General features: G+C 65.5%; 13 protein-coding genes and 1 pseudogene. 5 read left to right on the forward strand and 9 right to left on the reverse strand.

What is annotated here, in order from left to right; all coding sequences use genetic code 11:
* Window positions 1–75: 75 nt before the first annotated feature.
* A pseudogene (locus Q2M23_RS34065) lies at window positions 76–357 on the reverse strand (pseudouridine synthase); the annotation flags it as partial.
* 49 nt (window positions 358–406) lie between these two features.
* Between Q2M23_RS34065 and ftsY the strand changes: the two are divergent.
* Window positions 407–1,354, forward strand: coding sequence for a signal recognition particle-docking protein FtsY (gene ftsY / locus Q2M23_RS34070; protein ID WP_038384709.1), 948 nt, complete (start codon window positions 407–409; stop codon window positions 1,352–1,354).
* A gap of 82 nt (window positions 1,355–1,436) precedes the next feature.
* The gene (locus tag Q2M23_RS34075; RefSeq protein WP_057020937.1) at window positions 1,437–2,039 is read left to right on the forward strand and encodes a septation protein A; all 603 of its coding nucleotides are present in this window, start codon (window positions 1,437–1,439) and stop codon (window positions 2,037–2,039) included.
* A gap of 217 nt (window positions 2,040–2,256) precedes the next feature.
* On the opposite strand, the gene Q2M23_RS34080 is transcribed toward Q2M23_RS34075, so the two are convergent.
* From Q2M23_RS34080 to ccmA, 5 genes are all read right to left on the reverse strand, one after another.
* A complete protein-coding gene (locus Q2M23_RS34080; protein ID WP_057020936.1) occupies window positions 2,257–2,850 on the reverse strand; it encodes a DsbE family thiol:disulfide interchange protein in 594 nt (197 codons plus the stop codon).
* Window positions 2,847–3,026 carry a heme exporter protein CcmD gene (gene ccmD / locus Q2M23_RS34085; RefSeq protein WP_057020935.1) on the reverse strand — a complete coding sequence of 60 codons (180 nt, stop codon included), beginning with the start codon at window positions 3,024–3,026 and terminating at the stop codon, window positions 2,847–2,849. The genes Q2M23_RS34080 and ccmD overlap by 4 nt, the downstream gene beginning before the upstream one ends.
* A 4-nt stretch (window positions 3,027–3,030) precedes the next feature.
* Window positions 3,031–3,810, reverse strand: coding sequence for a heme ABC transporter permease (locus Q2M23_RS34090; RefSeq protein ID WP_057020934.1), 780 nt, complete (start codon window positions 3,808–3,810; stop codon window positions 3,031–3,033).
* A 75-nt stretch (window positions 3,811–3,885) separates the two neighbouring features.
* A complete protein-coding gene (gene ccmB / locus Q2M23_RS34095) occupies window positions 3,886–4,554 on the reverse strand; it encodes a heme exporter protein CcmB (protein WP_057020933.1) in 669 nt (222 codons plus the stop codon).
* Entirely contained in the window at window positions 4,551–5,153 is a 603-nt protein-coding gene (gene ccmA / locus Q2M23_RS34100; RefSeq protein WP_253638307.1) for a heme ABC exporter ATP-binding protein CcmA, read from the reverse strand. The genes ccmB and ccmA overlap by 4 nt, the downstream gene beginning before the upstream one ends.
* A gap of 240 nt (window positions 5,154–5,393) precedes the next feature.
* Between ccmA and acnA the strand changes: the two genes are divergently transcribed.
* From acnA to Q2M23_RS34115, 3 genes are all read left to right on the forward strand, one after another.
* Window positions 5,394–8,114, forward strand: a complete 2,721-nt coding sequence (gene acnA, locus Q2M23_RS34105; protein ID WP_229190000.1) for an aconitate hydratase AcnA — start codon at window positions 5,394–5,396, stop codon at window positions 8,112–8,114.
* Between the two features lie 226 nt (window positions 8,115–8,340).
* Complete coding sequence (locus Q2M23_RS34110; protein WP_057020930.1) at window positions 8,341–9,102, forward strand: DUF1223 domain-containing protein; 762 nt, start codon at window positions 8,341–8,343, stop codon at window positions 9,100–9,102.
* A gap of 527 nt (window positions 9,103–9,629) precedes the next feature.
* Window positions 9,630–10,001, forward strand: coding sequence for a DUF2794 domain-containing protein (locus Q2M23_RS34115; RefSeq protein WP_028340822.1), 372 nt, complete (start codon window positions 9,630–9,632; stop codon window positions 9,999–10,001).
* A 381-nt stretch (window positions 10,002–10,382) separates the two neighbouring features.
* Here Q2M23_RS34115 and Q2M23_RS34120 read toward each other — a convergent pair whose 3' ends face one another.
* From Q2M23_RS34120 to Q2M23_RS34130, 3 genes are all read right to left on the reverse strand, one after another.
* On the reverse strand, window positions 10,383–11,174 hold the full coding sequence (locus Q2M23_RS34120; RefSeq protein ID WP_021078796.1) for a Bax inhibitor-1/YccA family protein: 792 nt from the start codon (window positions 11,172–11,174) through the stop codon (window positions 10,383–10,385).
* 234 nt (window positions 11,175–11,408) lie between these two features.
* Complete coding sequence (locus Q2M23_RS34125; protein WP_316398398.1) at window positions 11,409–13,979, reverse strand: ABC transporter permease; 2,571 nt, start codon at window positions 13,977–13,979, stop codon at window positions 11,409–11,411.
* Complete coding sequence (locus tag Q2M23_RS34130) at window positions 13,976–14,695, reverse strand: ABC transporter ATP-binding protein (protein WP_028336302.1); 720 nt, start codon at window positions 14,693–14,695, stop codon at window positions 13,976–13,978. Before Q2M23_RS34130 ends, Q2M23_RS34125 begins: the two co-directional genes overlap by 4 nt.
* Between the last annotated feature and the right edge of the window lie 3 nt (window positions 14,696–14,698).

The raw sequence follows: 14,698 nt of genomic DNA on the forward strand, positions 1-14,698 counted from the left end.
CGTAGCCATGTCGTTCTGTGAGCCAAGGAGTTGAGTGTTATAGTTGTCTTCCTAAGACCGCTTGGCCTCCGACTTGATCTTGCTGTGCTTGAACAACAGCCCGAGCGAGGCGGTTGCCTTGCGGTGACGTCCCAGGACGAGGCAGCCCGAGGTGTCCTTGTCCAGCCGATGCGCCAGCACCGGCGGCCGCGGCAGGCCGAACCGCAGCGCTTCGAACGAGGCCTCCAGATTGGGGCCGCCCTTGGGACCGCGATGCACCGGCAGGCCGGCCGGCTTGTCGATCACCAGCATCAGGCCGTCGCGGTGGAGCACCCGGCCCAGGATTTCTTCCGCGGTTAGTTGGGGAACATCGATCAATTCGTCGAGACTTTCGTTTATGGGCCGAAACGGCTAACACGTCCGCGCCATGAACGATACCACTGCGGGAACTCCAAAACAGAGCTGGTGGCAGCGGCTGAAGGGCGGCCTGAAGCGGACCTCGAGTTCGATCGGGACCGCGGTCGCCGACCTCGTCACCAAGCGCAAGCTCGATTCGGCCATGCTCGATGACATCGAGGATGTGCTGCTGCGCGCCGATCTCGGTACCGATGTCGCGGTCCGCATTGCGGAGGCTGTCGGCAAGGGGCGCTACGACAAGGCGATCTCGGCCGACGAGGTCAAGGACGTCGTCGCGACCGAGGTCGAGAAGGTGCTGTCGCCGGTGGCGAAGCCGCTCGAGATCGATACCGCGAAGCAGCCGTTCGTCATCTTGGTGGTCGGCGTCAACGGCTCCGGCAAGACCACGACGATCGGCAAGCTGGCCGCGAAATTCTCCGCCGAGGGCCGCAAGGTCATGCTGGCCGCCGGCGACACCTTCCGCGCCGCGGCGATCGAGCAGCTCAAGGTCTGGGGCGAGCGCACCAAGTCGCCGGTCATATCAGGCGCCCAGGGCTCGGATTCGGCGAGCCTTGCCTTCAGCGCGCTGACCGCGGCCAAGGAGCAGCAGCGCGACGTGCTGCTGATCGACACCGCCGGCCGCCTGCAGAACAAGTCCGAACTGATGAACGAGCTGGAAAAGGTCGTGCGCGTCATCAGGAAGGTCGATGCGTCGGCGCCGCACGCGGTGCTGCTCGTGCTCGACGCCACGGTGGGACAAAATGCGTTGTCGCAAGTCGAGGCGTTTCATCGTACGGCAGGCGTCACGGGGCTCGTGATGACCAAGCTTGACGGCACGGCGCGCGGCGGCATCCTTGTCGCGCTGTCGGAGAAGCACAAGCTGCCGGTGCATTTCATCGGCGTCGGCGAAGGCGTCGAGGACCTCGCGCCCTTCGCGGCGAAGGATTTTGCCAAGGCAATTGCTGGAATCGAGGCATGACCCCGACCCGAAGGGCCGCGTTAGCGCAAAGTGGACACCGGTTTTCGGATCGGGTCATGCCTCAAATCAAAGTAGAGAGTTGATGGACAAGACCCAGCCGCATCCGCTGTTCAAGCTGGCGACCGAACTCGGGCCACTGCTCGTGTTCTTTATCGCCAACGCCAAGTACCATCTGTTCGTCGCGACCGGCGCGTTCATGGTGGCGATCGTGGCCGCGATGATCGCATCCTATGTGGTGACCAGGCACGTGCCGATCATGGCGCTGGTGACCGGCGCGATCGTCTTGGTGTTCGGCACGCTGACGCTGGTGCTGCACGACGAGACCTTCATCAAGGTCAAGCCGACCATCATCTACGGGCTGTTCGCGGCCGTGCTCGGCGGCGGGCTGTTGTTCGGCCGGTCCTTCATCGCCATCATGTTCGACCAGGTGTTCAACCTGACGCCGCAGGGCTGGCGCATCCTCACCCTGCGCTGGGCGCTGTTCTTCGCCGGCATGGCGGTGCTCAACGAGCTTGTCTGGCGCACGCAGACCACGGATTTCTGGGTGAACTTCAAGGTGTTCGGCGTGACGCCGCTGACCATGATCTTCGCCATCGCCCAGATGCCGCTGACCAAGCGCTATCACCTTGAGCCGGTCTCGCTGGAGGCGAGCGAGGCCGACGCGGGCGACGTGCGGAAGGGGTGATCAGCACTCTGCTCCCTCGCCCCGCTCTCTTGTCCGCCGAAGCCCGCCTTCGGGCGAAGGCGGATGCGGGGAGAGGGTTGGGGTGTCTCCACGGATAGGCTCGGAGTTTGTTACAAACACCGTCCAAAGCCCCTCACCCGAAATTCCCGCTTCGCGCGAATTTTCGACCTCTCCCCGTAAGGAACGGGGAGAGGTGAGGGCCAATAAGCCGCTGTCGCTAACTGCCCGCCGCGAGCGCCTTCTCGATCTCGGCCTTGAGCACGCGGTTGACGTTGTCCGGCGTCACCGGGCCGACCAGCTTGTAGACGATGGTGCCCTCGCGCCCGACCAGGAAGGTCTCGGGCACGCCATAGACGCCCCATTCGATCGAGGCGCGGCCGTTGCCGTCGACGCCGACGATGCCGAACGGATTGCCGTAGCGGCCGAGGAAGCGCCGGGCATTCTCGGGCGAGTCCTTGTAGTTGATGCCGATGATCTGGAAGCGCTTGTCCTTGCCGAGCTCGGTCAGCAGCGGCGCCTCGTCGTGACAAGGCACGCACCACGACGCCCAGACATTGACGACCGAGACCTTGCCCTTGAAGGCGGCGGGATCGAGCCCCGGGACCGGCGCGCCGTCCCGCACCAGGCCGTCGAGCGCGGGCAGGGCGGTCTGCGGCGCCGGCCGGCCGATCAGCGCCGACGGGATTTTCGAGGGATCGCCGCCATAGAGCCGCAGCAGGAACAGCCCGGCGAGGCCGAGGAAGATCAGCAGCGGCAGCACCACCAGCAGGCGGCGGGCTTGCGGCGGGCTGTTGGTTGCCTGATCGCTCATCTTATATCCGCCGCGCTGCGGCCGGAGCGACGCGTCACGCCGCTGGCCTCGATCTCCCTGAGGCGCGCCTGTTGCCGGCGATAGTCGGCGATGATCCAGACGATCAGCAGCAGCACGACCGCCGCGACCAGCGCGTAGGAGGTCACGATGAAGGAGGCGTAGGGACCAAGCGCCATCGTGTCACGCCGCTCCAATTTCGTTTGACGCGCTTTGATCGCGCGAACCGGTCGTGAACGAGACGCGGCTGGCCTGTATCATCTGCAGGCTGCGCACGCGCCGGCGCAGGATCTCGTTGCGCATCGCCGCCAGGTGCAAGGTGATGAACAGCAGCGAGAACGCGATCGCCATCACCAGCAGCGGCCACAGGAACGCCTTGTCGAGCGTCGACCCGCCGGCGCGAAACACCGAGGCCGGCTGATGCAGCGTGTTCCACCAGTCGACCGAGAACTTGATGATCGGGATGTTGATCGCGCCTACCAAGGTCAGCACCGCCGCCGCCCGTGCCGCACGTGACGGATCCTCCACCGCGCGCCACAGCGCCATCAGGCCGAGATACATCAGGAACAGGATCAAGACCGAGGTCAGGCGCGCATCCCACTCCCAATAGGTGCCCCACATCGGCCGGCCCCACAGCGAGCCGGTGACGAGCGCAAGGAAGGTGAAGGCGGCGCCGATCGGAGCGGCGGTCTTTCCGGCGACGTCGGCGAGCGGATGCCGCCAGACGAGCGTGCCGAGCGCGGCCACGCTCATGACGCCCCAGACGAACATCGACAGCCACGCATTCGGAACGTGGATGAACATGATCTTCACCGTGGCGCCCTGCTGGTAGTCGTCGGGCGCCATCGCCGACTGGTAGAGCCCGATCGCGAGCAGGATCGCGGTCACGCCCGCGAGCCACGGCAGGATGCGCGCGGTCAGCGCCAGAAACTTGGTCGGGTTGGCGAGGTCGGTCAGCGTCATGGCACCCTGATAATCGTCCGACGTGTCGCAGGCAATTGGCCGATTTCCTCCGGGCGAGATTTGATCGGGCTCATTTCAGTCCAGCCCGTGCCGCAGGCTCGCGGCGGCGGCAAAGGGGCCGATCACGAGGCTGGCAAGCGACAGCGCGCAGAGGATCGAGAACGGCGTTCCAAACGGCAAAGGGCCCGATATCGCCGCCTGCGAGGCCGCAACCCCGAAGATCAGCACCGGGATCGACAGCGGCAGCACCAGCACCGCCAGCAATAGCCCGCCGCGATGCAGCGTCACCGCCAGGGCCGCGCCGATCATGCCGGTGAAGGTCAGCGCCGGTGTTCCCGCCAGCAGCGTCGCGGCGACCGCAAGCGTCGCGGTGCCGTCGAGATTGAGCAGCAGGCCGAGCACCGGGGTTGCGATGATCAGCGGCAGGCCGGCGGCGATCCAGTGCGCCAGTGCCTTGGCGGCGCAGGCGAGTTCCAGCGGCGTCCGGCTCATCACGATGAGGTCGAGCGAGCCGTCCTCGTGGTCGGCCGTGAACAGGCGGTCGAGCGTGAGCAGGCTCGCCAGCAACGCGCCGAGCCAGAGGATGGCGGGCCCGAGCCGCGACAGCAGCGCGAGATCCGGTCCGACCGCGAACGGCATCAGCACCGTGACGGTGAGGAAGAACAGCACGCCGATCAGCGCACCGCCGCCGACGCGCAGCGCGATGCGGATGTCGCGCCGGATCAAGGCGCCAAGCGCGCTCATGCCGCGCCTCCCATCCGCAGATCGCGCGCATCGATGCCGAGCGGCAGATGCGTCGCCGCGACGATCAGGCCGCCCCGTGCGAGATGGTCGCGCATCAGGTCGATGAACAGCGCCTGTCCGGCCGCATCGAGCGCCGATGTCGGCTCGTCCAGCAGCCACACCGGTCGCCGCACCGAGAGCAGGCGCGCGATCGACAGGCGGCGGCGCTGCCCGGCGGAGAGGTAGGCCGCCGGCAGATGCGCGGCGTGGTCGAGCGCCACGGCGGCAAGGCACTGCCCGGCATCCTTGGTCTCGCCGCCGAGGAATTCCCGCCAGAAGGACAGATTTTCCGCAACGCTCAGCGCCGGCTTCAGGGCGTCGCGGTGGCCGAGATAGTGGGCCTGCTCAGGCAGGCTGAGCTCGGCGTCGCCGCCTTCGAGCGCGACCACACCCTCGGCGGGAACCAATAGCCCGGCGAGGACGCGCAGCAGCGAGGTCTTGCCGGCGCCGTTAGGGCCGCTGATGGCGAGCGCCTCGCCTGACGTGGCCGACAGATCGAGGCCGGAAAACACCTCGCGTCCGCCGCGCACGCATTTCAGATTTCGTCCCGAGAGCCGCATGGTTCGTCTTGTCACAGCCCTCTGAAATCTTTCGCTACCGCGTGAGAATTTTTGGGTCGCGCAACGCTGTCGCACGCTTGTCGGTGTGGCGGCGCTTCTAGAAAGGTTCTATAAGCCCGGAACTTGATGCAGCACACACAATCGGCGGCCGCAACCCACCCCAGGCCATCCCTTGGCCAGTGTCGATCGCCGGTGTTTAGTTACCCTTGCCGGGTATAACTGAGAATTGGGATTCCTCGCATGACCTCGCTCGACAGCTTCAAATGCCGCAAGACCCTGAAGGTCGGCGGCAAGTCCTACGTCTATTACAGCCTGCCCCAGGCAGAGAAGAACGGACTGAAGGGGATTTCGAAGCTGCCGTATTCGATGAAGGTTCTGCTGGAGAACCTGCTGCGCAACGAGGACGGCCGCACCGTCAAGAAGGAAGACATCGTTGCGGTGTCGAAGTGGCTGAAGAAGCGCCAGCTCGAGCACGAAATCGCGTTCCGCCCGGCGCGCGTCCTGATGCAGGATTTCACCGGCGTCCCGGCCGTGGTCGACCTCGCGGCGATGCGCAACGCGATGCAGAACCTCGGCGGCGATGCCGAGAAGATCAACCCGCTGGTGCCGGTCGATCTCGTCATCGACCACTCGGTGATCGTCAACTTCTTCGGTGACAACAAGGCGTTCGCGAAGAACGTCACCGAGGAATACAAGCAGAACCAGGAGCGCTACGAGTTCCTCAAGTGGGGCCAGAAGGCGTTCTCGAACTTCTCGGTGGTGCCGCCCGGCACCGGCATCTGCCACCAAGTCAATCTCGAATATCTCGCGCAGACGGTGTGGACCAAGAAGGAGAAGATGACGGTCGGCCGGAAGACCGGCACCTTCGAGGTCGCCTATCCCGACTCGCTGGTCGGCACCGACTCGCACACCACGATGGTCAACGGCCTCGCCGTGCTCGGCTGGGGCGTGGGCGGCATCGAGGCGGAGGCCTGCATGCTCGGCCAGCCGCTGTCGATGCTGCTGCCCGAAGTGGTCGGCTTCAAGCTCAAGGGCCAGCTCAAGGAAGGCGTCACCGCGACCGACCTCGTGCTGACCGTCACCCAGATGCTGCGCAAGCTCGGCGTGGTCGGCAAGTTCGTTGAATTCTTCGGCCCGGGCCTCGACTATCTCTCGGTCGCGGACAAGGCGACCATCGGCAACATGGCGCCCGAATACGGCGCGACCTGCGGTTTCTTCCCGGTCGATGCCGCGACCATCGATTACCTGAAGACCTCGGGCCGCAAGGCCGATCGCGTCAAGCTGGTGCAGTCCTACGCCAAGGCGCAGGGCCTGTTCCGCACCGCCAAGTCGACTGACCCGGTGTTCACCACCACGCTGACGCTCGACCTCGGCGACGTCGTGCCGTCGATGGCCGGGCCGAAGCGCCCCGAAGGCCGCATCGCGCTGCCGGCGGTGTCGACCGGTTTCGCGACCGCGCTGGTCGGCGAATACAAGAAGCCCGAGGGCGAGCAGAAGCGTTATGCGGTCGAGGGCCGTGACTTCGATCTCGGCCATGGCGACGTCGTGATCGCGGCGATCACCTCCTGCACCAACACCTCCAATCCGAGCGTGCTGATCGGCGCCGGCCTGCTGGCGCGCAAGGCGGCCGCCAAGGGCCTCAAGGCCAAGCCGTGGGTGAAGACCTCGCTCGCGCCGGGCAGCCAGGTGGTGGCGGAGTATCTCGCCAATTCTGGCCTGCAAGCCGATCTCGACAAGGTCGGCTTCAACCTCGTCGGCTTCGGCTGCACGACCTGCATCGGCAATTCCGGCCCGCTGCCGGAAGACATCTCGAAGTCAATCAACGAAAACGGCATCGTCGCCGCCGCCGTGCTGTCGGGTAACCGCAACTTCGAAGGCCGCGTCTCGCCCGACGTGCAGGCGAACTACCTCGCCTCGCCGCCGCTCGTCGTCGCGCATGCGCTCGCCGGCACCGTGACCAAGGATCTCGCGGTTGAGCCGCTCGGCATCGGCAAGGACGGCAAGCCGGTGTTCCTCAAGGACATCTGGCCGACCGCCAAGGAGATCAACGCCTTCATGAAGAAGTACGTCACCGCGACGATCTTCAAGAAGAAGTACGCCGACGTGTTCAAGGGCGATACCAACTGGCGCAAGATCAAGACCACGGAAAGCGAGACCTATCGCTGGAACATGAGCTCGACCTATGTGCAGAACCCGCCCTATTTCGAGGGCATGAAGAAGCAGCCGGATCCGGTCACCGACGTGGTCGACGCGCGGATCCTCGCGATGTTCGGCGACAAGATCACCACCGACCACATCTCGCCGGCCGGTTCGATCAAGCTGACCTCACCCGCCGGCAAGTTCCTCAGCGAGCACCAGGTGCGTCCCGCCGACTTCAACCAGTACGGCACGAGGCGCGGCAACCATGAAGTGATGATGCGCGGCACCTTCGCCAACATCCGCATCAAGAACTTCATGCTGAAGGGTGCCGACGGCAATATTCCGGAAGGCGGTTTGACCAAGCACTGGCCCGACGGCGAGCAGATGTCGATCTACGACGCCGCGATGAAGTACCAGCAGGAGAGCGTGCCGCTGGTGGTGTTCGCCGGCGCCGAATACGGCAACGGCTCGTCGCGCGACTGGGCCGCAAAGGGCACGCGCCTGCTCGGCGTGCGCGCGGTGATCTGCCAGAGCTTCGAGCGCATCCATCGCTCCAACCTGGTCGGCATGGGTGTGCTTCCGCTCACCTTCCAGGACGGCACGTCGTGGTCCTCGCTCGGCCTCAAGGGCGACGAGAAGGTCACGATCCGCGGGCTGCAGGGCGACCTGAAGCCGCGCCAGACGCTAACGGCCGAGATCGTCTCCGCTGACGGCGGCAAAAAGGATGTCCCGCTGCTCTGCCGGATCGATACGCTGGACGAGCTCGACTACTATCGCAACGGCGGCATCCTGCATTATGTGCTGCGCAAACTCGCGGCCTAAGGCCCCTTTGTTTGAGCATGGTCTGTCCGGAAAACCGTTTCACACTTTTCCGGACCATGCTCCAACGCGGATTTGTGATCGGTGCCTCACTGCTTAGTGAGTAGCGGCTAAAAAGAAGGCGGCCTATGAAAAGGCCGCTTTCTCGCGTTTTGGGGCACGCAAGTTCAGGGACAGACTTCATGCTCCGTACAATTACGGATGGAAATCATCACGACTGGTTCGCAGTATGACAGCGATGATGGCCTATAACTGTATCTCGCGATGGTCCAGCGCCCTTGGTATCTGCGCAATCGTCGCGATCATCCGCCCCGCCCACGCCGATCCGCGTGCCGTCGTCGAACTCTTCACCTCGCAGGGATGCTCGTCCTGTCCGCCCGCGGACAAGATCATCGGTGACCTCGCGAAGGACCCCAACGTCATCGCGCTGAGCATGCCGATCGACTATTGGGACTATCTCGGCTGGAAGGACACGCTGGCCGATTCCCGTTTCAGCGCGCGCCAGAAGGCCTATTCGCATGTTCGCGGCGACCGCGACGTCTACACGCCGCAAGCCGTGATCAATGGCTCCGCGCATGTGATCGGCAGCGATCGCGCCAGTATCGAGGACGCCATCAAGGACACCGAAAGGAGCGGCAGCGTGATGTCGGTGCCCGTGACGATGACGCTGAGCGGCAAGCAGATCAACGTGTCGGTCGCCGCATCGAAGTCGCCGGCCGTGTCGCGCGGCGAGGTCTGGATCTGCTCGATCTCGAAGTCGGTGCCGATCTCGATCGCGCGCGGCGAGAACCGCGGCCGCGAGATCACCTACCACAACGTCGTGCGCAATCTCCTCAAGGTCGGTGACTGGAACGGTTCGTCCGGGAGCTGGACCGTGCCGCTGGAGAACATCACGCGTGACGGTGTCGATGCTGCGGCGGTGTACGTCCAGGACGGCAACCGCGACAAGCCGGGCCCGATGCTCGGCGCTGCCTTCACCTCACTTCACTAGCGCCTCGCTGCGGTAAGGCGCGATGCGCTGGCTTCCGCCGGTCGCACGCATGTTTTCGTGCAGCCGCATGGCGACAAACCTGCATTCAGTGATCTGCCGAAAGGAAGGCGCCGGTGCTTGGCGCGCGCGTCTTGCTTGCGCAGGTCCCAAAACAAAAAGGACCAACTTTCGTTGGCCCAGTGTTGGGATTTGACTCCCCTGCGAACAGGCCCGATCCCGACGGCCCCGGGGGGCTGGGGGCTGAGGAATCCGGAACCGAAAGGACCGGGCCAACGCAGGATTTCCTTTTCGCAGGGCAGCGGGGCGGGCGATGGGCGGAAGTGGGGCAGCAATATGATTCCGCTAACGTTCCCGTGACTCTGCGGTTTTTCGGACAATCCGCCGCGCGCGGCGGTGGTTAAGGCCCGGTTGCATTGCGATTGGCCCCTTGCGGGCCCGCGCGCTTAGCGCGATCATGTTACTCTCGTGACGATCCCGAAGAGGGGCCTTCGGAACCCGATCGCCACCGAGGTGACAGGAGGCGCTCGATGAGTTTGATCTCGGAGGACACTGATCCGAGCGGGAGTCGTGCCGCGGCGCGCACCGCCGCCGCGACCCCTCAGCCCAATCGCGTGACTTTCAATCGACTTGAACTCAACCGCATTCTCAATCTCTACGGCCGCATGGTCGCCGACGGCGAGTGGCGCGATTATGCGATCGACTTCCTGAAGGACCGTGCCGTGTTCTCGGTGTTCCGGCGCGCGTCGGAAGTGCCGATCTACCGGATCGAGAAGGACCCCCGGCTTGCGCGCAAGCAGGGCATGTACAGCGTGATTTCCGCGACCGGCCTGATCCTCCGTCGTGGCCATGAACTCGAACGCGTGCTGTTCGTGATCGATCGCAAGCTGTCGCTGGTGTAAGCGCGTCAGGTCAGTCCGCTTGTAGCCCGGATGGAGCCAAGGGGCCGCGCGAACGCGCGCCCGATGACAGGCTCCGCGCAATCCGGGGAAGCTGTACTCGCGTGGTAAGACCGTCCCGGATGTCGCTTCGCTCATCCGGGCTACAAATCCGCTGATCCGGCGGCACAGTTGTGCCCGAGTTTCGTAGCCCGGAGGAGGCAACAGGGCGCGCGAACGCGCTCGATGGCAGGCTTCGCGCAATCCGGGGCCGTTGAAGCCCGGATGAGCCTGTCCCGGATTTCGCTTGCGCTTCATCCGGGCTACATCACATCTCGCCTCGCCCAAAAGAAAAGCCCCGGCGGAATGGCCGGGGCTTGGATTTGATCGGCTCGCTCGAGGCGCTTAGTCGCGCTGGCCGAGCAGCTGCAGGAGCAGCGTGAACAGGTTGATGAAGTTCAGGTAGAGCGACAGCGCACCAGTGATTGCCGCACGCTCTGCCATCACGCCACCCTGCGAGGCGTAGCCGTAGATGTAGTCGTTCTTCAGCCGCTGGGTGTCCCAGGCGGTGAGGCCCGCGAACACCAGCACGCCGACCACCGACACGATGAACTGCAGCGCCGAGCTCGCCAGGAACAGGTTGACCAGGCTCGCGATGATGATGCCGATCAGACCCATGAACAGGAACGAGCCCATGCCGCTCATGTCACGCTTGGTGGTGTAGCCGTAGAGGCTCAGCGCACCGAACGTTGCCGCGGTGATGAAGAACACGCGCACGATCGAGGTGTGCGTGTACACCAGGAAGATCGACGACAGCGACAGACCCATCAGCGCCGAGAACACCCAGAACAGGAGTTGGGCGGTCGCGGGCTGCAGGCGGTTGATGCCGGCCGAGATGACGAACACCATCGCCAGAGGGGCGAGGATGAACAGCCACTTCAGCGGGCTCACGAACATCGCGTAGCCGAACTGCGTCAGATAGGCGTTGCCGAACTTGGCGACGGCGGCCGACTGGTCGGTCGTCACCGCACCCATGTAGACGCCGAGCGCGGCGAGGCCGGTGATGGCCAGGCCGATACTCATGTAGTTGTAGATGCGCAGCATGTAGGCGCGCAGACCGGCGTCGACGGCCGCAGCGTCAATGCGCCCGGCGGCCCGGCCGAAAGGAGAAGCGTAGTTGCGGTCTAGGTCCGACATGGTCGAATTCCCGTGGTTGGTCCCGGTGGAGCGCAAGGGATTTGCGGCGCCGGTCGTAAATCTATCTCAGATGGCTCGGTTTGCGGAACATTAATTCCGTGTCATTCAAACCGACTATCCGACCCGATTGGTATGTGGGAAATTAACACATCCGACGCAAGCTTCCACGCGCGGCCGAATGTCGCTCTGCCCTAGCATCATAGGCAAAAACGGCGCTCGCGCCGCTACATTTTGTCACAAATTCCGCAACACTGAGGCCGGCTTCTGGTTTAGCGCGAGCAGCGTCCCGGCGAGCCCCAGTCCGACCGTGACGACCAGCGCGGCGACCACGACCAGCGCGGCGCTGCCGGCCTGCCAGATAAAACTCAGCGTCATCAGCCTAGTCACGATCAGCCAGGCCGCGATCGAGCCGGCGATCACCCCGAACACCGCGGTTGCAAAACCGATCATCAGATACTCCAGCGCGTAGGCGCCGAGCAGTCGCACCCGCGTGGCGCCGAGCGTCTTGAGAATCACGGCGTCATAGACGCGGTGGCGGTGTCCGGCGGCGAGCGCGCCGCCGAGCACCAGGATCGCGGAGATCAGCGTCACGGCGCTGGCGCCGCGGATCGCCAGCACCAGATTGCTGACCACGCTGCCGACCGTCTCCAGCGCCTCGCGGACCCGCACGCTGGTCACCATCGGGAACGCGTCGGCGACCTGCTTGATGATGCGCGCGTCGTCGGCGGAATCGGCGTGTGGTTCCGTCAGGGTCGCGACATGGCTGTGCGGCGCACCCCTGAAGGCATTCGGCGAGAACACCAGCACGAAATTGATGCCGAGGCCCTGCCAGTCGATGTTGCGCAGGTTGGCGATTTTCGCCGGCACGTCGCGTCCGAGCACGTTGACGACGATCTCGTCGCCGATCTTCAACGACAGGCCGTCGGCGATCTTCTTCTCCATCGAGACCAGCGGTGGCCCGCTGTAGTCCGGCCCCCACCATTCGCCCTCGACGATCTTCGAGCCCTTGGGAATTTCGCCGGTGTAGGTCAGGCCCCGGTCGCTCTGCAGCACCCACTCCGAATCGACCGACGGCTTGAGCTGGTCGGCCTTGACGCCGCGCGCGGCCACGATCCGTCCGCGCAGCATCGGTACATCCTCGACGGTCGAGCCGGCGGCGACCTTCGCCAGGAAGGCATTGAAGCGGTCGGCTTCGGTGGAGGGGATGTCGATGAAGAAGAACGACGGCGCCCGCTCCGGCAGGGCGGCCAGGAATTGCCGGCGCAGATTGCCGTCGATCTGGGTGATGGTGACGAGCACCGCCAGCCCGAGCCCCAGCGACAGCACCACCGACGGCGTCAGCGCGCCCGGCCGGTGGATGTTGGCGATCGCGAGCCGCAGCATGGTCATGCGGCTGCGCGGCAGCCGCCGCGCCACCGCCATCAGGAGCTCGGCGATTCCGCGCAGCAGCAGGAACACCGCGATCGACGAGGCGACGAACACGGCAGCGACCCGCTTGTCATAGGCAAGCCCGATCGCGACTCCGATCAGGAGCGCGATCACCACGGCCATCAGCGCCAGATAGCTCCAGCGCGGGCGATGCCACTCGCTGGCGACGGTCTCGCGGAACAGCGCGGCGACCGGCACGTCATGGACACGGCCGAGCGGCCACAGCCCGAACGCCAGCGCGGTGAGCTGGCCGTAGAGGAAGGACAGCGCGAGCTCGTCGGGATGCAGCGCGGGCACCACCGGCAGCGGCAGCAGCTTGCCGAACAGGCCGACGATGACGAGGGGGAGCGCGGCGCCGAGCACGAGCCCGATCACCGAGCCGATCCCGGCCAGCACCACCACCTGCGTGCAGTAGATCGTGAAGACGTCGCGGCCGGTGGCGCCGAGCGCCTTGAACGAAGCGATGACGTCGCGGCGCCGGTCGATATGGCTCTTCACCGCGTTGGCGACGCCGACACCGCCGACCAGTAGCGCCGCGAGGCCGACCAGGGTCAGGAACTGGGTGAAGCGGTTGATGGTGCGCTCGAGCTGCGGCGAGGCATTGCTGCGGCTGCGGACCTCCCAGCCGGCCTCCGGCGCGGCGGTCCGCGCGCCGTCGATCAGCGCGGTGGTGGCGCGATCGTCGTTGGCGCCGTCAGGCAGCTTCACGCGGTAGATCCAGCGCACCAGGCTGCCCGGTTGCAGCAGGTCGGTGGCGTGCAGGCTGGCTTCGCTGACCAGGAAGCGCGGCCCGAGGCCGACGCCGCCGGCAAGCTTGTCGGGCTCGGCCACCACCACGCTGCGGATCTGGTAGGTCGCACTGCCGATGGTGACGCGGTCACCGAGCTTCAGGTCGAGCCGCGCCAGCAACGTCGAATCGGCGGCCGCGCCGTAGACGCCGTCGCGTTCGGCAAGCAGATCGGCGACCGGCATGTTCGGCTCGAGCGTCAGCTCGCCGAGCATCGGATATTTGCCGTCGACGGCCTTCAGCTCGACCAGCGCCAGCTTGCCGTCATTGCTGCGGGCCATCGCGCGCAGCGTGGCCGCGATCGAAACCTCGCCGCGCGTGCGCAGATAGGCGACCTCGTTGGGTTTGGCCTCGCGCGAGATCAGCGAGAATGCGACGTCGCCGCCGAGCAGCGTACGTCCCTCGCGGGACAGGCCGTCGCCAAGGCTCGCGGCGACCGAGCCGACGCCGGCAATCGCCATCACGCCGAGCGCGATGCAGGCGATGAACACGTAGAAGCCGCGCAGGCCGCCGCGCAATTCGCGCAGCGCATAACGGAAGGCAAGCGACGACGCGCGGCTCTGCACCGCGGCTTCGGACGCGATGCTCATGTCGTGGATTGTCCGTCGATGCGGCCGGAGCGCAGCCGCACGACGCGGTCGCAGCGCTGCGCGAGCGCGAGATCGTGCGTCACCAGCACCAGCGTCATGCCGCGCTCGGCGTGCTTGGTGAACAGCAGGTCGACGATCTGCTTGCCTGTCGTCTCGTCGAGATTCCCGGTCGGCTCGTCGGCAACGAGGATCGCGGGATCGGGCGCGAGCGCGCGCGCGATCGCGACGCGCTGCTGCTCGCCGCCGGAGAGTTGCGTCGGATAATGATGCAGCCGCTCGCCGAGCCCGACCGATTGCAGCTCCTGCGCGGCGCGCGCAGCGGCATCGGGATTGCCGGCGAGCTCGAGCGGCACCGCCACGTTCTCCAGCGCCGTCATGGTCGGGATCAGATGGAATGACTGGAAGACGATGCCGACCTGGCGGCCGCGGAAGCGCGCCAGCGCATCTTCGTCGAGGGCATTGAACGAGGTGCCGTTGACGACCACTTCTCCACTGTCAGGACGTTCGAGCCCCGCCATTACCATCAGCAAGGTCGACTTGCCCGAGCCCGACGGGCCGATCAGGCCGATGGCCTCACCCGCTGCCACACGAAGGCTGATATCTTTGAGGATATGGACCCGTGCCGCGCCGGTGCCGAGCGAGAGATTGACGTTCCTGACGGCAATGGTGTCCGGCTCGACGTCGGTCAGTGAAGAGGATTCGATGAGACTGTCCATGGT

The organism is Bradyrhizobium sp. 33ap4, assembly GCF_032654765.1.
Lineage (GTDB): Bacteria > Pseudomonadota > Alphaproteobacteria > Rhizobiales > Xanthobacteraceae > Bradyrhizobium > Bradyrhizobium australafricanum.